The organism is Rhodococcus sp. SORGH_AS_0303 (genome assembly GCF_030819335.1).
Lineage (GTDB): Bacteria > Actinomycetota > Actinomycetes > Mycobacteriales > Mycobacteriaceae > Rhodococcoides.
The window spans coordinates 588,542-606,419 of record NZ_JAUTBO010000001.1 but is presented as its reverse complement, the minus strand read 5'-3'; the positions used below and the strand labels follow the sequence as shown (position 1 = coordinate 606,419).

General features: G+C 68.9%; 18 protein-coding genes and 1 pseudogene. 8 read left to right on the top strand and 11 right to left on the bottom strand.

All coding sequences use genetic code 11. The features are described from left to right. Positions 1-64 precede the first annotated feature (64 nt). Positions 65-724: a DUF998 domain-containing protein gene (locus QE449_RS02840; RefSeq protein ID WP_307108171.1), complete on the top strand. Its 660-nt coding sequence runs from the start codon at positions 65-67 to the stop codon at positions 722-724. Continuing rightward, entirely contained in the window at positions 721-1,491 is a 771-nt protein-coding gene (locus QE449_RS02835) for a 2-phosphosulfolactate phosphatase (RefSeq protein WP_307108170.1), read from the top strand. The genes QE449_RS02840 and QE449_RS02835 overlap by 4 nt, the downstream gene beginning before the upstream one ends. On the opposite strand, the gene QE449_RS02830 is transcribed toward QE449_RS02835, so the two are convergent. Genes QE449_RS02830 through QE449_RS02810 form a run of 5 tightly spaced genes read right to left on the bottom strand, consistent with a single transcriptional unit; the run spans position 1,481 to position 6,582 of the window. After that, positions 1,481-2,452, bottom strand: coding sequence for an isopenicillin N synthase family oxygenase (locus QE449_RS02830; RefSeq protein ID WP_307108169.1), 972 nt, complete (start codon positions 2,450-2,452; stop codon positions 1,481-1,483). The genes QE449_RS02835 and QE449_RS02830 overlap by 11 nt on opposite strands. Next, entirely contained in the window at positions 2,449-3,243 is a 795-nt protein-coding gene (locus QE449_RS02825) for a DUF1684 domain-containing protein (RefSeq protein ID WP_307108168.1), read from the bottom strand. The genes QE449_RS02830 and QE449_RS02825 overlap by 4 nt, the downstream gene beginning before the upstream one ends. Continuing rightward, entirely contained in the window at positions 3,240-4,367 is a 1,128-nt protein-coding gene (locus QE449_RS02820; RefSeq protein WP_307108167.1) for an LLM class flavin-dependent oxidoreductase, read from the bottom strand. The genes QE449_RS02825 and QE449_RS02820 overlap by 4 nt, the downstream gene beginning before the upstream one ends. Then, the gene (locus tag QE449_RS02815) at positions 4,364-5,674 is read right to left on the bottom strand and encodes an LLM class flavin-dependent oxidoreductase (protein WP_307108166.1); all 1,311 of its coding nucleotides are present in this window, start codon (positions 5,672-5,674) and stop codon (positions 4,364-4,366) included. Before QE449_RS02815 ends, QE449_RS02820 begins: the two co-directional genes overlap by 4 nt. Further along, a complete protein-coding gene (locus QE449_RS02810; protein ID WP_222637997.1) occupies positions 5,671-6,582 on the bottom strand; it encodes an LLM class flavin-dependent oxidoreductase in 912 nt (303 codons plus the stop codon). The genes QE449_RS02815 and QE449_RS02810 overlap by 4 nt, the downstream gene beginning before the upstream one ends. Before the next feature lie 222 nt (positions 6,583-6,804). On the opposite strand from QE449_RS02810, the pseudogene QE449_RS02805 reads away from it, so the two are divergent. Continuing rightward, positions 6,805-6,909, top strand: a pseudogene (locus QE449_RS02805) (DUF2510 domain-containing protein); the annotation flags it as partial. A 54-nt stretch (positions 6,910-6,963) separates the two neighbouring features. Then, positions 6,964-7,209, top strand: a complete 246-nt coding sequence (locus QE449_RS02800; protein WP_307109663.1) for a hypothetical protein — start codon at positions 6,964-6,966, stop codon at positions 7,207-7,209. Positions 7,210-7,278: 69 nt separating this feature from the next. Here the strand turns inward: QE449_RS02800 and QE449_RS02795 are convergent, their stop codons facing one another. Further along, positions 7,279-8,478 (bottom strand): GNAT family N-acetyltransferase, encoded by a 1,200-nt coding sequence (locus QE449_RS02795; RefSeq protein WP_307108165.1) that lies wholly within the window; start codon positions 8,476-8,478, stop codon positions 7,279-7,281. Further along, positions 8,478-9,194 carry a GNAT family N-acetyltransferase gene (locus QE449_RS02790; RefSeq protein WP_235578869.1) on the bottom strand — a complete coding sequence of 239 codons (717 nt, stop codon included), beginning with the start codon at positions 9,192-9,194 and terminating at the stop codon, positions 8,478-8,480. Before QE449_RS02790 ends, QE449_RS02795 begins: the two co-directional genes overlap by 1 nt. Positions 9,195-9,357: 163 nt before the next feature. Between QE449_RS02790 and QE449_RS02785 the strand changes: the two genes are divergently transcribed. Both QE449_RS02785 and QE449_RS02780 read left to right on the top strand, forming a co-directional pair. Beyond that, positions 9,358-10,119, top strand: a complete 762-nt coding sequence (locus tag QE449_RS02785) for an HAD-IIA family hydrolase (RefSeq protein WP_037186095.1) — start codon at positions 9,358-9,360, stop codon at positions 10,117-10,119. Continuing rightward, positions 10,116-11,201 (top strand): isochorismate synthase MenF, encoded by a 1,086-nt coding sequence (locus QE449_RS02780; protein ID WP_307108164.1) that lies wholly within the window; start codon positions 10,116-10,118, stop codon positions 11,199-11,201. Before QE449_RS02785 ends, QE449_RS02780 begins: the two co-directional genes overlap by 4 nt. Before the next feature lie 72 nt (positions 11,202-11,273). Here the strand turns inward: QE449_RS02780 and QE449_RS02775 are convergent, their stop codons facing one another. Together QE449_RS02775 and QE449_RS02770 are read right to left on the bottom strand one after the other, a co-directional pair. Next, positions 11,274-12,479 carry an O-succinylhomoserine sulfhydrylase gene (locus QE449_RS02775; protein WP_027506211.1) on the bottom strand — a complete coding sequence of 402 codons (1,206 nt, stop codon included), beginning with the start codon at positions 12,477-12,479 and terminating at the stop codon, positions 11,274-11,276. Beyond that, positions 12,479-12,889: a rhodanese-like domain-containing protein gene (locus tag QE449_RS02770; protein WP_222649868.1), complete on the bottom strand. Its 411-nt coding sequence runs from the start codon at positions 12,887-12,889 to the stop codon at positions 12,479-12,481. The genes QE449_RS02775 and QE449_RS02770 overlap by 1 nt, the downstream gene beginning before the upstream one ends. 82 nt (positions 12,890-12,971) lie before the next feature. Here QE449_RS02770 and QE449_RS02765 point away from each other — a divergent pair, with 82 nt between their 5' ends. After that, a complete protein-coding gene (locus tag QE449_RS02765) occupies positions 12,972-14,687 on the top strand; it encodes an MDR family MFS transporter (RefSeq protein ID WP_307108163.1) in 1,716 nt (571 codons plus the stop codon). Positions 14,688-14,693: 6 nt separating this feature from the next. On the opposite strand, the gene QE449_RS02760 is transcribed toward QE449_RS02765, so the two are convergent. Both QE449_RS02760 and QE449_RS02755 read right to left on the bottom strand, forming a co-directional pair. Continuing rightward, on the bottom strand, positions 14,694-15,095 hold the full coding sequence (locus tag QE449_RS02760) for a hypothetical protein (RefSeq protein WP_307097240.1): 402 nt from the start codon (positions 15,093-15,095) through the stop codon (positions 14,694-14,696). A 27-nt stretch (positions 15,096-15,122) separates the two neighbouring features. Next, the gene (locus QE449_RS02755) at positions 15,123-16,202 is read right to left on the bottom strand and encodes an alkene reductase (protein ID WP_268788549.1); all 1,080 of its coding nucleotides are present in this window, start codon (positions 16,200-16,202) and stop codon (positions 15,123-15,125) included. 267 nt (positions 16,203-16,469) lie between these two features. On the opposite strand from QE449_RS02755, the gene QE449_RS02750 reads away from it, so the two are divergent. Continuing rightward, positions 16,470-17,849, top strand: a complete 1,380-nt coding sequence (locus QE449_RS02750; RefSeq protein ID WP_307108162.1) for an FAD-dependent oxidoreductase — start codon at positions 16,470-16,472, stop codon at positions 17,847-17,849. Positions 17,850-17,878 lie beyond the last annotated feature (29 nt).

Below are 17,878 nucleotides of genomic sequence, written 5' to 3'. Positions count from 1 at the left end.
CCTCGATTCCTGCAGAAGGTAACTCGAGGGTCCGACACCCTCCGCGCGCCGTAGAGTCGAGCCCATGAGCCCGCTCCGCGCCTGGTCCGAACCGCTCGCCGAGCACATCGTCGGCACGTATTTCGCGTTGCGCGCGGCGATGGCGATCATGGCCGTCGGGTTGCCTCTCCTGCTCGTCGCCTGGTCGCTGCTCGATCCCGACCTTCCCGTGCTCGGATCGATGAGCGAGTACTACTACAGCCCGGCCCGCGACGTGTTCGTCGGAGTGCTCTCCGGGACCGGTATCGCGTTGATCTGCTACCGCGGTCACGGGCCGCTCGAGAACAGACTGCTGAACGCGGCCGGCGCCTTCCTCGTCGTCGTCGCGCTCGTGCCCACGGATCCACCGGGGCAGAGCGACTTCGGCCTGCGTATGACGGTCCACGCCGTCGCCGCCGTGGCCTTCTTCGTCAGCTTCGCGGTGTCGGTCTGGCGGTGCGCGGACGACACCCTGGATCCGTCCCGGGACTCCGAACGGCGAATCCGCCGTTACCGCAGGGCCTATCGAGTCGTGGCGGTCGTGGTCGTCGTCGCTCCGGCGTCGGCGCTCGCCCTGGTGCTCGTCCTCCGCCAGGGCGCGCTCGCGGTACTGGTGGTGGAAGCGGTCGCAGTGATCACCTTCGGCGCGTACTGGACACTGAAGTCCTACGAGCTGCGGGGCACCGAGCTGGCCGAGCAGCCGTGAACCTCGAGCACCGTCAGCGGCGACATCGCACCCGGGTGGACTGGGGCCTGCGCGGAGCCGAGGCGATCGCGTCGGACGCCGACATCGCCGTGATCGTGGACGTCCTGTCGTTCACCACCACGGTGAGTGTCGCTCTCGACCGAGGGATCGGCGTCGTCCCGCACGCGGGCGCCGACACCGAGGAGGTCGCCCGACGTCACGACGCGTCCGTGGCGTTCCGCCGCTCGCAAGCGGCTCCGGGCCGCATCACATTGTCCCCCGGATCGATCCGGTCCGCGCGCGACGTGCCCGCCCGGCTCGTTCTTCCGTCACCCAACGGATCGACCATCGCCGAGGCGCTGGCGACGACACCCGTCCTGGCAGCGGCGTCCCTGCGCACGGCGACGGCGATCGCGCACTGGATCGCGCGCACCGCGGGACCGGACGACTCCGTGGCGATCATCGCTGCGGGCGGGAGATGGCCGGACGGATCGCTACGCCCCGCGATCGAGGACTTCTGGGGAGCGGGTGCAGTCGTCGCGGCACTCGCGGCCGTCGGGCGTCTTCTCGACCCGTCTCCCGAGGCCGACGCGGCGCAGGCAGCCTGGACGGCGGTGGCCGATGATCCGTCGACGGCACTGCGTGACTGCAGTTCCGGTCGCGAGCTGATCGCCCTCGGATTCGACGGCGATGTCGCGGTGGCAGCGGAGGTCGGGGAGAGCGCCGGCGTTCCGATTCTCCGTCAGGGGATCTTCGTCGATGCTGCGAGCGGCGGCCTCAGCGCCTGATCCCGTGGTGCTTCTCGGCCACGTCCGGGTGTGCACGGGTACGCGATTTCCACGCGTTCTCGCCGTAGGTCCGGAAGAGGGGGTTGTCCGGATCAGTGTCGACGCCCCGGGACCGCGCCGCCAACTCGGGTGGAAGGTCGATGAGCGGCACGCGCGCATCCAGTGCGGGGCTGAGGAAGTAGGGAACGGACACCCGGTCCGTGCCAGGCGTCGGCGCGAGGACGCGATGCCGAGTGGCACGCAGGTACCCACCCGTCGCGACCTCGAGCAGTTCCCCGACGTTGACGATGAACGCGCCGGCCACGGGCGGTACGTCGATCCACTCGCCGCCGCGCAGCTCCACCTGCAAGCCGGTCGACTCCGGCTCCACGAGAAGCAACGTCAGCACCCCCGAGTCCTTGTGCGCGCCCACCCCCTGCGGGTTCTGGGTGCTGCCGGGATACCGCACCACCTTGATCAACGTCGCGGGGAGCTCGGCGAAGGCGGCATCGAATGTGTCCTCGGCCGCGCCGAGGGAGACTGCCCAGTGTCGGAGCAGCCGCAGCCCGACGTCCGACAGGGCGGCGTCCCAGGCCTCGACCGCGGGACGCAGTTCGGGTAGCGCGGACGGCCACTGGTTGGGGCCCTGCAGGTTCCAGTATCCCTGCGCCGCGGGAATCACCTCGCGCTCCGGACCGATGTCGATCTGCTCTCGCCAATCGACGGCGCCGTTGGTCAGCTCGCCGCCGAGCCGACTGTAGCCGCGGAACTGGGGCGAGTTCAGTTGACTGATCTCGTCCTTGGCGTCCGCCGGCAGCGCGAAGAAGGTGCGCGCCAGCGACAGGACCGTCGACACGAGCTCGGGGTCGACACCATGACCGGTCAGGTGGAAGAAGCCGTGGTCGTGGGTGGCCTCGCGCAATGCCGAGCGAAACCCGTCGACATCCGCGGTCGACATGTCGAGAACGGGCAGAGCTGTCACCTGATCGGAAGCTTCTCGCCGGCCTCCACCGCGACGGTCAGCCGGTTCTCGGGAGGTGCCACCGGGCACGTCGCGTAGTCGGTGAGGGCGCACGGCAGGTTGGACGCGCGGTTGAAGTCCAGTGTCACCAGGCCGTCGGCGTCCGCATCGCCGACGGCGAGGGACCGGCACGCGGGGTAGGTGCTCACGCCGCTGGTCTCGTCGGTGAAGAGGATGTGGAAGCCGCCCGCCTTCCCTCGGAATGCGACGAACTGTTGCGGTGCGTTCCCGAGCGTGAAGTCGATGACGCCCAGCCCGGCGTGGTGGTGCTCCAGACCCTCGACGACGGCCGCGGTGGTGACCGTGCGCTCGGAGTCGTACGGCGTGAACGTGCCACTCACGCGCCACTTCTCGTCGGGTGCGAAGGTGGGGATCCCGCCGAACGACGCCAAGGTGGGGGCCGCGGGATCGTGCACGCGCAGGGCCACCGAGCCGGTGCGGCGAATCACCTCGACGCGCCGCTCACCGGCGGCCACGAGGAGGCCGGGAGCCCCCTCGACAGGGTGCAGAGCGACAGTCCCGTCCACGACCACCCCGTCGACCGACAACCCGTCGCCCGCGCTCGCGGTGACGTGCAGAGTGTCGTCGTCGGCGCGCCACACACCGGGCAGATCCCCCACGGCCGCGTCGGTCTCGGTCAACCAGTACAGACCTGTGAGCGCGACCCAGCCCAACGGATCGCGGAAGTACTCCTCGCGATCGGAATGCCATGCAGCCCAGTCCTGCTCGAACGTGGTGACGGATGTTGTCATGATGCGTACTCCTTCTCGGACGGTGACGATGCGATTCTGCCGAGGACACCGGCGCCGACGTGACGTGCCTCCTCGAGATGGGGGTACCCCGACAAAATGATCTCGTCGACACCTGCCTCGCGATACTCCTCGATGCGGGCCACCACCTCGTCGTGGCTGCCGACCAGCGCGGTGCCGGCGCCGCCGCGGACGAGACCGATGCCCGCCCACAGGTTGGGGCCCACCACCAGGTTCCGACGATCACCGCCGTGCAACGCCAGCATGCGTCGCTGGCCTTCCGATCCCACGGCGCCCAGTTGTGCCTGTCGGGTCCGGACGGTCGCGTCGTCGACATCGGCGATCAGGTCCTCGGCTCGAGCCCACGCATCTTTCGCGCGCTCGCGGGTGATCACGTGCATCCGCAGTCCGAAACGCAGGGTGCGGCCGCGGGCAGCCGCCCGCTCCCGCACGTGGGAGATCTTCTCGGCCACCGCCTCGGGAGACTCGCCCCACGTGAGAAAGACGTCGGCATGCTCGGCGGCGACATCCAGTGCAGCGTCCGATGATCCGCCGAGATAGACGTCGGGAAGCGGCACCGGAGGATGCCCGCCGAAACCGCCGCCGTTCGGTCGGTCCACAGCGTAGTGGTCGCCGGACGGCCGCACCGGCCGGCCGTCGGAGACGGCGCGCGCGATGCCGAGGAACTCACCCGCCCGCGCGTAGCGGCCCTCCTTCGCCAGACGGTCGCCGTAGGACCGCTGCTCGACGTCGTCGCCCCCGACCACCACGTTGAGGAGCACTCGGCCACCGGACAGTCGATGGAATGTACTGACCATCTGCGCCGACGTCACGGGCGAGACCTGGCCCGGCCGGAAAGCCACCAGGAACTTCAGACGAGTGGTCGCCGGGATCAGCGCCGCGGTGACCAACCACGCGTCCTCGCAGTGTCCGCCCGTCGGAGTGAGCACTGCCTCGAAACCGAGTTCCTCGACGGTCACGGCCAATTCGGTCAGGTAGTCGAGTGTCGCGTCCCGATGTCCCGCACCCGCTGCCGAGGCGCCCCCACCGCCGATGGCGACTCCGTGCGAGTGCGCACCGAGCCTCTCGTCGTCACCCCCGGTGGGGAGGAACCAGTGGAATCTCACTCGCCGATGCTGGGTCGACGTAGTCCGAGGTGCTCCCGCAAGGTCGACCCCCCGTAGGCGGCCGGGTACGAACCACGTTCCTGCAGTTCGGGAACCAGCTTGTCGACGATGTCGTCGAGCCCGCTCGGCACGAGGTACGGCGTGATGTTGAAGCCGTCGCTCGCCCCTCCGCGGACCCACCGAGTGAGCTCGTCCGCGACCTGGCTCGGCGTACCCGCGAATCCGGTACGCGCCGACGTCTCGATGACGACCTGCCGCAGCGACAGGTTCTTCGCCTCGGCGAGCGACCGCCATTCCCGCACGCGTGCATCCACGTCGATGCCGTTGAACGCCGACCCACGAGCACCGACGACGCCACTGACGATCGGATCCTCGGTGGGGAGCGGTCCGTCGGGATCACGATCGGACAGATCGCGCCCCCACACCTGGCCGGCGATCGACAGCGTCGTCGGGCCGGTGAACTGACCCTCCTTGACCCAGCGCACCTTCTCGTCCACGTCCCGCTCGTGGTCCGCGAGGACGATCTGGGTGCCGGGCAGGATCTTGATGTCGTCGTCCGGTCGTCCACGGGCCACCAGTCGCGCGCGGATGTCGTTCGCGAAGTCGAGCGCGTCGTCGAAGTGGGTGCCGTGCGCGGAGAAGATCACGTCGGCGTGCTGGGCGGCGAAGTCGCGACCGGTGCTGGAATCTCCCGCCTGGAAGATCACAGGGTGGTCCTGAGGACTGCGGGGAATCGGTGCAGCAGTGACGATGTCGAACTGCGAGGACTGGATGCGCACGGAGTCGGGCGTGCCTCCTGCGTTCCACAACGCCCTGGCGACGTCCAGGAACTCTCCGGCGCGCACGTAGCGGTCCGCGTGGTCGAGGTAGCCACCGCGTCGGAAATTCTCGCCCGTCCACGCGTTGTCCGTCGTCACGACGTTCCAGCCGGCGCGACCACCGGACAGCACGTCCAGTCCCGACAGCCGACGCGCGAGGTCGACCGGTTCGTTGTAGGTGGTGTTCTGGGTGGCCACCAGTCCGATGTTCGTGGTGATGCCGGCGAGCGCCGCCAACTGCGTGATGGCGTCGGGACGACCGGCGATGTCCAGGTCGAGGATCTTGCCGCCCTGCTCGCGCAGTCGCAGTCCTTCGCCGAGGAAGAAGGCGTCGAACAGTCCGCGCTCGGCGGTCGTTATCAGACGACGGAACGTCTCGAAGTCGATCTGCGAGCCACTGGCCGGGTCCGACCAGATCGTCGTGTGGTTGACGCCCTGGAAGAAGACACCCAGGTGGACGGTGGCGTCGGGACGGAAGAGAGCGGTCATCGCGCAGCCTCGAATCGGTTGACCGGGCGGGCCAGGCCCAGAGTGGAACGCAGCGTCGTGGCCGGGACCGGCCGATGGGCCAGGTCCCGCTCGAACAGTTGAGGAAGGACGTAGCGTGCGGCGACGCGGAGATCGTCGTCGATCAGGTCAGGACGCAACCTGATCCCGCCGATCGCGTCGTCGAGGGCAGCAATGCGCTCGACGAGAGCCGCTGCGGCCGTCGGGCTTCCGGGGGCCTCGACGTCGAGAACGACGTGCGCCCCGGTCACCGCGCGCGCGTCCGCTTCGTTCTCCACGAGGACGACGTCGAGCAGATCGGCGTCGATCTCGCCGAATCGGCCGAACACCACCACCTGACCCTGCGGCGGGCGAGGCACGATCGCGGGGCCCTTCACCGAGTACTCCTCCCCGACGAAGTCGACGTAGTGCAGCTTCTGCTGGTTCAGGAACCGGCCCGTCGGGAAGTCGCGTATCACCGCGTCGTCCTCCCACGAGTCCCACAGTCCACGCGCCACGGTCACCGAATCACGCTGTTCACGAACCAGATCGGTATCGGCCGAGACGACTTCGCGACCCCATGCTGCCGCGACGTCGGGTGCCAGCGACCGGGATGCCACCCAACCCGCCCGGCCGCGGGACGCGTAGTCCAACGACGCGAGCTGTGACGACAGATGGAACGGTTCCGCGTAGGTGGTGCTGGCGGTGGCGACGAGGCCCACCGTGCTGGTGGTCGCGGCGACGAAGGCCGCGCGCGTGACGGCGTCGACACCACCCGTCGCCAGGTCGTCGTCGTCGAACGTGACGTAGCCGAATCCTGCGTTCTCGGCCGCGGTCACCGTGGCGGCCACGGCTCGTCCGTCGGCCGAACCGACCCCGACGTCGAAGCCGAGTGTCACCGTCCTGGTCATCGTGCGCTCCCTCGTATCGCCCCCGGACACCCGAGGTTAGGAGGGATCCGCACCCGGCACACGGGTTGGAATCGCAGAGATCGGAGGGGAATGCTTCGCCACCTGTTCGTTATGAACTCACTCGACGACAGTGCTCCGCTGCGCTCAGTGGCGCCTCGAATCGAAGCCCGGGCGTGTTCGGATTGCGAATAAACCGGGCGGTCATCTTGATAATCTCAGCCGATGAACCCAGCCCCTCCACCACCAGGGTGGTATCCCGATCCATCCGACGCGAGTCGCCACATGTACTGGGATGGACGTTCGTGGGTGGGGCCCGCCGGTCCAGCAGCAGCAGGCCCGACAGGCAAGGGCCGTAGGGCAGCCGCCAACTTCGGTGCTTTCGTGCTCGTCGCCATCGGGCTACTCATGTCCATGCAATCAGTGAGCCTCCTCACCGGCTCCGGGCCCATCTGGACAGGTGTCGCGGTCATCGCTGTGGGAACGGCTCTGGCCTTCTTCCTTGGAGCCTCAACGATCGTGCGCCTTCTCGCGGTGTTAGCTCTGGTGTTGGGTGTAGTGAACGCAGTGACTATCGAGAACGAGATGTCGGAAAGACGCGGCGAACTGTCGCGTGTGTTCGATCAGTAATCGACCCTCACGTCGGCGTGTAGGGCACGCCGTACTGGCGGCGGGAGCCGAACACCAAGATCCGGAAGGTCAGAAGCCCACTCCGGCGAAGGGGGCCTGCGGAGTCCGGAACAGCTCGTCGGCAGCCGATGCCTCACCCTCCGCGAGACCGGCGGTGACCAGAGCCGCCCACGACGTCCCGCCGAGCAGCACCGACGCCAGATCTCGGACGTGCACCGTCAGATCCGGCGCCGCGTCGACCACCCGCACGCCGTCCGGTGCGACGGCGTAGGTCCCGGCGTTCTCCGGCAGGTCCGGGTCCTGCACGGCGATGGTCACAGCGTCCCCGGGCCCGTACGTGCGCGCGGACAGTGCCGCGGACACGTCGAGGATGCGCAGCCAGGTCTCGTCCTCGGTGCGATCGAGCCGTACGGATCGGCGATCGTGCATCAGCAGTGGCAGCACGGTGTCGACGGGCAGTGCGGGAAACGTGATGCGGTCGACGAGGTCGAGTCGCAGGAGGAAGCGGACCAGGTCGGCGAACACCGCGTCGTCGGGCGCATGGAGGTCCTCGACGACCACCCGACGGTCGTTCCCGGACCACCACGTCCGCGGGTCGCGCGGGCGGTACCGGACGTATCCGTCGTCGACCCCGCCGGTGGAGTGCACCGCGTTCCACACCGGACCGGTGTCGGTCCGCCCACGCAGCCTCGACGCGTTCCACCAGACGGGCAGTCGGGTGATGGTGCCCGGTCGACTCGACGGGTGCGACGCGACGATGCCGGCCTGCACGTCGAACACGTCCCCGTCGTCGACGAGGCGGACGGTGCCGCTGGACACAGCCTCCTCCCGCACCGACGCACGGGCGGAGACGACCTCCGCGGACACGGACGAGGTGGCGACGCCGTAGCCGTAGCGGCCGTAGATGACAGCTTCCGACGCACGGAGCGTGGCGACGACGTCCCCGGCATCGCGCGCGTCCCGCAGCTGGCGCCGCAGCAGAGCGGACACGACACCGCGGCGGGTGTGGGTCGGCAACACCCCGACATGGGTGACGGCCAGGTGGGGAACCCGAGCGCCGCCCGGCAGCGTCAGGGTTCCGCGGGCCGAATCGGTGGTCCCGACGAGTCGATCGCCGTCGAAGGCGCCGTAGGTCCGACCGGGCTCGCGCAGACTCGCGATCTCGTCCTCGGTGACCTGCAGCGTGGGCAGTCCCACCATCGCGGCACGGAAGACGCGCTGTGATTCCAGCAGGTCGGACCGCGACTCGAGAATGCGGATGTCGACCATCAGGCGACCTCGGCGATCGTCAGGGTGGTCTGTCGACGGAGCACGAATCCGAGGGTGTCGTAGAGCGCGACGGCGCGGGTGTTGGTCACACTCGTGTGCAGGAACGGCACCTCGCCCCGCTCCCGGATGCCGTACCCGACAGCGCGGATGAGGCGGGTGGCCAGGCCCTGCCCTCGGTACTCGGGGTCGGTGCACACGGCGCTGATCTCGGTCCAGCCGTCGGGATGCATGCGCTCCCCGGCCATGGCGACGAGCCGCGACCCGTCCCGGACGCCCAGGTACGTGCCCATCTCGACGGTCCGCGAGCGGAACGGTCCCGGCCGGGTGCGGTGCACGAGATCGAGCATCTCCGGCACGTCGTCGGCGGTGAGCACCTGCGCGGCCGGTTCCGGCTCCACCACCAGCGCGGATCCGTCGAACTGCAGCAGCCCGATCCGGTCGAGAACGCGCCACCCGGCGGGCGGGGTGATGCCGTCGCCCCGCAGTGCAGCCTGCTCACCCACCGGGAGCAGGGCGCCGAGATCCGCCCAGTCCTCCGCCGTCATGTCCTCGGGATGACCGAAGAACCCGGCCACCTCGGGGTGGTAACGCGCGATCCGGCCCCGCCATTCGGCGAACCGGGAGTGGGCGCCGACGAGGGACGATCGGATGGGATCGTCCAGCGGATGCGCGTCGGGGAGGGTCGGGATCACCGGAACTCGGTCGTCGCACTGCACCAGGCCACTGTAAGGGTCGGCTCCGACGCCGCGGCGCGTTGTACTCGCGACGATTCCGGAGGGGCAGAATGGTGTCGTGAGCCCCGACAGAGTGAGTCCTGACGACGCCGTGCGACCTGACGATGCTCCGTCCACGACGGGGACACCCCCGTGGACGTACCTGATGGACATGGACGGTGTCCTGGTGCACGAGGAGCACCTCGTCCCCGGAGCGGACCGCTTCCTGAAGGAACTCCAGGACACGAACACCCCGTTCATCGTCCTGACGAACAACTCGATCCGCACCCGTCGCGACCTGCAGGCACGCCTGCGACGGACCGGCCTCGAGATCCCCGAGGAGTCGATCTGGACGTCGGCACTCGCCACCGCCACCTTCCTGGGGAACCAGCGGCCGAACGGTACCGCCTACGTGGTCGGGGAGTCCGGCCTGACGACGGCCCTGCACGACATCGGCTACATCATCACGGACATCGATCCCGACTACGTGGTGCTCGGCGAGACCCGCACGTACTCCTTCGAGGCCATCACCACCGCCATTCGGCTGGTCGAACGCGGAGCCCGTTTCATCGCCACCAATCCCGACGCCACCGGCCCGTCACGCGAGGGATCGCTGCCCGCCACCGGATCCGTCGCCGCGCTCATCACGCGCGCGACCGGACGTGAGCCGTACTACGTGGGCAAACCGAACGCGTTGATGATGCGGTCCGCTCTGCGGGCCATCGGCGCGCACTCGGAGAACACGCTGATGATCGGTGACCGCATGGACACGGACATCGTGTCCGGGCTCGAAGCCGGTCTCCAGACCATCCTCGTGCTCACCGGTATCTCGACCCCCGCCAGCGTCGAGATGTTCCCGTTCCGCCCCACCCGTGTCATCGAGTCGGTCGCCGATCTCATCGGGCACACCGCGAACCCGTTCGGATGAGATTCGTCTACTCCCGGCCCGACCGCAGCGTCGAGGCGACGGGCACCCGGCAGGCGTTCGATCACATCGACGACGCGCGCGAGGCTCTCGAGGACGGGTCGGCGCGGGTTCTCGTGGGGGCCATCGGGTTCGATGCGTCCACGCGGTGTGCACTCGTCGAACCGTCGACGTTCGACCGTCGCGACGAGCCGCGGACACCGGAGCAGAGCACCCTGCCCGGAGCCGTGATCGCCTCCCAGAACCCGCCACCCGACAAGCACGTCGCGCGGGTGCAGCGTGCCCTGACGGTGCTGAACCATCCCGGATCCGCACTACGCAAAGTGGTTCTCGCGCGGTCGATCACGCTGGTGTTCGATGCCCCGCTGTCCCCGACGGCGTTCGCGGACACGCTCATCGAGGCGAATCCGATGCACAACGGTTTCGCCGTCGATCTCACCGCGGCGGGTGGTCCGTACTTCGGCCGCCACCTGGTGGGCTCGTCGCCGGAGTTGCTGGTGCGGCGCACCGGAACCCAGGTCATCTGCCGACCGTTCGCCGGAACTGCCGCACGACAACAGGATCCGGTGGTGGACGAGCAGGCGGGCGCCGACCTGCTCGCCAGCGCCAAGAACCTGGCCGAGCACCGCTTCGTCGTCGACGCCATCGCCGAGGCCCTGGCGCCACTGTGCTCGGAGGTGTCCGTCCCCGACGGGCCGACGCTGACCAGCACGCCGGCCGTGTGGCATCTGGCGACCCCGATCACCGCGACACTGGCCGACCCCGCCACCACGGCACTGGATCTCGCGCTCGCACTGCACCCGACACCCGCGGTCGCGGGCAGCCCCACCGACCTGGCGCTCCAGACCATCGATCTGCTGGAGTCCGGACGCAACCGCGACTTCTACGCCGGCATGGTGGGGTGGTGCGACGCGTCGGGCGACGGTGAGTGGATGGTGGCCATCCGCTGCCTGGACATCGCCGCCGACGGCCTCAGCGGGGTCGCGACCGCGGGTGGCGGCATCGTCGCCGCCTCGGACGCGAGCGCCGAGCTGGAGGAGACGACAGCGAAGTTCGCGACGGTGCTCAGGCCCTTCGGCCTCTGACGTCGATCCGGTGCGCCGAGCCGCGGATACCGCGGCTCAGCGCACCGAAGCCGGCCGTTGATGCACTCGGCTCTACCGGGCGAGCGCTCCCGCCAGATCGCCGAGCAGGTCCTCGAGGTCCTCCAGGCCCACGGAGATGCGCACGACTCCGTCCGTGATGCCCACGGCTGCACGGCCTTCCGGACCCATGGCCCGGTGGGTGGTGGTGGCGGGGTGCGTCGTCATCGACTTCGCGTCGCCGAGGTTGTTGGAGATGTCGATGATGCGCAGCTTGTTCAGGAACTCGAAGGCGCGCGCCTTGCCGCCCTCGAGCTCGAACGTGACGACGGTACCGCCGCCGCTCATCTGCGAGACCGCGAGATCGTGCTGGGGGTGCGACGGCAGGTACGGGTACTTCACCCATCCGATACCCGGCTGCGCCTCGAGGAACTCCGCGACGGCCAGCGCCGAGGCGTTCATGTGCCGCACGCGGAGCGGCATCGTCTCGAGACCCTTCAGCAGAGTCCAGGCGTTGAACGGGCTCAGCGCGGGACCGGTGTGGCGCATGAGCGTCTGCACCGGACCGTCGATGTACTCCTTCGATCCCAGGATGGCGCCCCCGAGCACGCGCCCCTGTCCGTCGATGTGCTTGGTCCCCGAGTACACCACCACGTCGGCACCGAGGTCGAAGCTGCGCTGCAGCACGGGCGTCGCGAAGACGTTGTCCAGCACCACCTTCGCACCGGCCGCATGCGCCATCTCGGTCACGCGCCGGACGTCGACGAGCGACTGCATCGGGTTGGACGGCGTCTCGAAGAACACCGCGGTGGTGGGCACGGCGAGCGCCTGTTCCCACTGGTCGAGGTCGTCGCCGTCGACGAAGACGGTCTCGACTCCCCAACGCGGCAGGATCTCGTTGCACACGACGAAGCACGAGCCGAACAGGCTCCGCGCCGCGACGAGTCGGTCGCCGGCCTTCAGCAGCGCTCCGAGCCCGGTGAAGACCGCGGACATCCCGCTCGAGGTGCCGAAGGCCGCCTCGGCGCCGTCGAGCAACCGCAGCCGCTCCTCGAACATGGTGACGGTCGGGTTGCCGTAGCGCGAGTAGACGAAGTGGTCGATGTCGCCGGTGAACGCCTGCTCGGCGGCCTCAGCACTCTCGTACACGAAACCCGAACTGAGATAGAGGGCCTCGGCGTTCTCCTCGAACCCCGAGCGGTTCAGACCGCCGCGGACACCGAGAGTTCCCTGCCCGACCCCGTCGGGCAGGGGCTTGGAGAACCCGCCGCCGGTGGGGATCACTTCTGCCGCCAGGGCAGTCCGACGGCGCGCCACCCGGCACTGCCGCGGTGTCCCTCGGCGTCGGTCGCGCCCTCGAAGCCGTCGAGCACGTTGTAGGCGGGTCCGAGCCCCGCAGCGGTCGCGGCCTCGGCGGCACCGATGGACCGCTGACCGGAGCGACACAGGAAGACCACAGGGCCCTTGTCGACCCCGGCGGCACGGACCTCGTCGACGAAGTTCTCGTTCCTCGCGCCGTCCGGGTAGGCGACCCACTCGACGAAGGCCGTCGGCTTGTCCAGCGACGAGATGTCCGGGACACCCACGTAGCTCCACTCGGCGTGGGTGCGGACGTCGACGAGCGAGGCCTCCGGATCGGTGCTGAGAAGTTCCCAGGCCTGCTCGGGCGTGATGTCTCCTGCGTAGCTCACGACCCCAGTTTCTCACATGGTCGGCTCGGCCCGATATGTCCGATAGTCGCAGCGTACGGCCTCGAGGGGGCAAGATGAGCCGATGACGGACGACACACTGCGCCCTGCGACGGGCGCCGGCTCACCACAGCCGGACACGAGCGGCGACACGGGGCAGTTCACCCATCGCCAGATCATGACGATCATCTCCGGTCTGATGCTCGGCATGTTCCTGGCCGCGCTCGACCAGACGATCGTCTCGACGTCCATCCGCACCATCGCGGACGACCTGCAGGGCTTCTCCGTTCAGGCGTGGGTCACCACGGCGTACCTGATCACGGCCACCATCTCCACGCCGCTGTACGGGAAGCTCTCGGACATCTACGGGCGCAAACAGTTCTTCCTGACCGCGATCACCATCTTCGTCATCGGATCGGCGCTCTGCGGCTTCGCCACGTCGATGTACCAACTCGCGGCCTTCCGCGCGTTCCAGGGCCTCGGTGCCGGCGGCCTGTTCTCGCTCGCACTGACCATCGTCGGCGACATCGTCCCGCCGCGGGAGCGGGCCAAGTACCAGGGCTACTTCCTCGCCGTGTTCGGCACGTCCAGCGTGCTCGGTCCGGTCATCGGCGGCGTGTTGTCGGGCCAGTCCGAGATCCTGAACATCACCGGCTGGCGCTGGGTGTTCTTCGTCAACGTGCCCATCGGCATCGTCGCTCTGTTCGTCGTCGCCAAGGTGCTGAATCTGCCGCGTCGACACGGCAGCGCGGTCGTCGACTGGGGCGGCGCCGCGGCGCTGGCCGTCGGACTGGTGCCGCTGCTGATCATCGCCGAGCAGGGACGCACGTGGGGATGGGGCTCCGGGCGGGCCATGATCTGCTACGCCATCGGCGTCCTCGGCATCGCGGCCTTCATCGCCATCGAGATCAGGATGAAGACGAACGCACTCATCCCGATGCGCTTCTTCCGCAACTCGACGTTCAGCGTCGGACTCGTGCTCTCGGTCATCACCGGTGCGGCGATGTTCGGCGGCATCACGCTGCTCCCCCAGTACCTGCAGGTGGTCAAGGGCTCGTCGCCGACGCTCGCCGGGTTCCAGATGCTCCCGCTGGTGCTGGGCATCATGGTCGCGTCGATCTTCTCCGGCCAGATGATCTCCCGCACGGGCCACTACCGTCCGTATCCCATCATCGGCACGACTCTCATGACGGTCTGCATGTTCGCGTTCTCGTTCATCGAGTACGACACACCGCTGTGGATGATCATGATTGCGATGTTCGGTTTCGGGTTCGGCCTGGGCAATCTGATGCAGCCGCTGACCCTCGCGATCCAGAACGCACTGCCGCCGCAGGACATGGGCGTCTCCACCTCGTCGGCCACGTTCTTCCGGCAGATCGGCGGCACCATCGGCGTCGCGGTGTTCCTGTCCCTGCTCTTCTCGCGCGTGACCGACGCCATCGCGTCGGCTCTGCGTTCCGCCGCGGAGACTCCCGAGTTCCGCGAGGCGGTGGGTCAGGCCGCGTCCAGCACCGATCCCGCGGTGTCCGGCCTCGCGCAGGGGCTCGTGCAGGGCAACGGGTCGGCCGCCGGGGGCATCCTGGACGACACGTCCTTCATCCAGAAGCTGCCCGACGCGGTGGCGGCGCCGTTCCAGATCGGATTCTCCGACGCGATGGACTCGGTCTTCGTCGTGGCCGGGTTCGTGCTGGCGCTCGCCTTCGTGATCAACCTGTTCTACAAGGAGGTCCCGCTGCGCACCCAGGGCGGCCTCGCAGCTCAGGCGTCGGAACGCACGGCGAGCAAGGACGCAGCCGAGTAGAGCTCGTCAGGGACTGCAGAGCAGCCAGTCGTCACCGGACCGCACCGCGTTCCAGGTGAGGCTCTGCTCGCTGCCGTCGAGGCTGACTCGCACGTCGGCCTCGGCGGCGTCACCCTTCACCCGCACCTCCTCGATGTTCTCGAGATCCACCTCGGTGCCCGCATCCGCCAGCGGTGCGTCGGTGATCCCGGGGCACTGCAGTGCGGTGACGGCGGCGGTGTCGCCGGACTTCACGGCCTCGACGTAGGCGGCGACGGCGGTCCCGACGCGCTGGTTGTCGCTGACGTTCTCGTCGGGCGATCCGGTCAGCGACAGGATCGCGATGATCACCGCCACGACGACCACCACCGCAGCGGCCGCGATGAAGGGCGCTGCGGTGGTGGGTCTCGGATCCTCTTCGGAGCTCATGCTCCGATCATGTCAGCTCGGTGCAGCTCAGCCCTCGAGCGACGGGTAATCGGTGTAGCCCTCGGCGCCGCCGCCGTAGAAGGTGCTCTCGTCGGGGGTGTTGAGCTCGGTGTCGTGGGTCCACCGGGTCACCAGGTCGGGGTTGGCGATGAACGGCCGACCCACCGTGACGGCGTCGGCGATCTCGTCGGACACCAGCTTCTCGGCCTCGTCGCGAGTGGTCATCGCGGCGAAGCCGGTGTTGAGCACGAACGGGCCGCTCCAGGCCGAACGCAGCTTGCCCAGGAACGGATCCTCGGCGTCGACGAGCACGTGCAGGTACGCCAGGCCGAGGCCGTCGATCTGCGACAGCAGCGCCTCGTAGGCACCCGTCGTGTCGTCCTCGGTGATACCGCTCGCGGTGCCTCCGGGCGAGATGCGGATGCCGACCCGGCCCGCGCCGATGGCGGCGGAGACGGCGCGCACGACCTCCACGACGAGGCGCGCACGGTTCTCGGGGCTGCCGCCGTAGGAGTCGGTGCGGTGGTTCGCGCCGTCCGCCAGGAACTGGTGGAGCAGGTAGCCGTTGGCGGCGTGCAGCTCGACACCGTCGAGACCGGCCTCGATCGCACGGGTCGAGGCGTCGACGAACACGTCGACCACGCGAGCGATCTCGTCCGCGGCGATCTCGCGCGGCGCGGGGATCTCCTTCGACCCACCCTTGGTGAACATCTCGATACCGGGCGCGATGGCGGACGGTGCGATGGCCTCGAGGCCCGAGTTGTCGGGGTGGGACACCCGACCCGCGTGCATCAGCTGGACGACGATCTTGCCGCCCTCACCGTGCACCGCGTCCGCGATCTTCGCCCAGCCGGCCTGCTGCTCGTCGGTGTGCAGGCCCGGGGTGTTGGTGTAGCCCTTGCCGACGGCGGAGGGCTGCGTTCCCTCGGACACGATGAGGCCGGCACCCGCACGTTGGCGGTAGTACTCGACGACGAGGTCACCGGGCACACCGTCGTCACCACTGCGGCTGCGCGTGAGCGGCGCCATGAAGACACGGTTGCGGGCGTGGATGTCGCCGAGTTCGAGCGGCTGGAGCAAGGGTGATTCGGGGCTGAGTTCGGTCACGTCGATCGGCCTTTCGAGGATGCGGACTGTCGAGCTGTCCTCTGACGCAAGCCCGAGGGGTCCGCGATCCATGCCCGACTGTGGGCCGCATCACTCGGTGGAATCCCGATGTTCACCCGGTTCTCTGTGCACACGTCACGGCCACCTGGCGCACCGGAGGCGCCGCCTCGTCACTTATGCTGGGGTGTCCGCCTCCCTGCGGCCACGACGCCCGCTCCGAGCTCGACGGGCGGCCGGCCGACGACGATGTTAGGTAGATCCACGCTGATGACTGACCAGACCCGCCCGCTCCGAGTGGCCATCGTGGGTGCAGGCCCGGCCGGCATCTACGCCGCCGACGCGTTGATGAAGTCGGACCACAACGTCTCCGGCCCCGGCGTGAGCATCGACCTCTTCGAGCGCATGCCCGCTCCGTTCGGTCTGATCCGCTACGGCGTCGCACCGGATCACCCGCGCATCAAGGGCATCATCACCGCGCTGCACAAGGTGCTCGACAAGCCGCAGGTCCGCCTGCTCGGCAACATCGACTACGGCACCGACATCGACCTCGAGACGATGCGCCGCTTCTACGACGCCGTCATCTTCTCCACCGGCGCCAACGCGGACCGCGCGCTGAAAATCCCCGGCATCGACCTCGACGGCAGCTACGGCGCCGCCGACTTCGTCTCCTGGTACGACGGTCACCCCGACGTGCCACGCACCTGGCCCCTCGACGCCGAGAAGGTCGCCGTCCTCGGCGTCGGCAACGTCGCGCTCGACGTGGCCCGCGTACTGGCCAAGACGGGCGACGAGCTGCTGCCCACCGAGATCCCCGCGAACGTCTACGAGGGCCTGAAGGCCAACAAGGCCGTCGAGGTGCACGTGTTCGGCCGCCGCGGCCCCGCCCAGGCCAAGTTCACGCCGCTCGAGCTCCGCGAGCTGGACCACTCCCCCAACATCGAGGTCATCGTCGCTCCCGAGGACATCGACTACGACGAGGGCTCGGAGAAGGCCCGCCGCGAGTCCAAGCAGGTCGACATGGTCGCGAACACGCTGCAGGACTGGGCGATCCGCGATGCCGGCGATCGCCCGCACAAGCTGTTCCTGCACTTCTTCGAGTCGCCGCACGAGGTGCTCGGCCAGGACGGCAAGGTCGTCGGACTGCGCACCGAGCGCACCGAACTCGACGGCACCGGCAACGTCAAGGGCACCGGCAACTACACCGACTGGGACGTCCAGGCCGTCTACCGCGCGGTGGGCTACCTGTCGCAGAACATCGCCGACCTTCCCTTCGACGACCTCGCGGGCACCATCCCCAACGAGGCCGGCCGCGTGAAGAACAACGACGGCACCCCCGTCGACGCCACGTACGTCACCGGCTGGATCAAGCGCGGACCCGTCGGCCTCATCGGCCACACCAAGGGTGACGCCAACGAGACCGTCGCGAACCTCCTCGCCGACGCCCCGTCGTTCGCGGGTGCCACCGACCCGTCCGAGGACGCCGTCGTCGCGTTCCTCGAGGACAAGAAGGTCCCGTTCACCACGTGGGACGGCTGGTACCGCCTCGACGCGCACGAGCGCAGCCTCGGCGAGCCGCAGGGCCGCGAGCGCGTCAAGGTCGTCGAGCGCGAGGACATGCTGCGCGCCAGCGAGCCCGACAAGGCCTGACCCCAGCAGCTGAAGCACCGAAGCCCCGA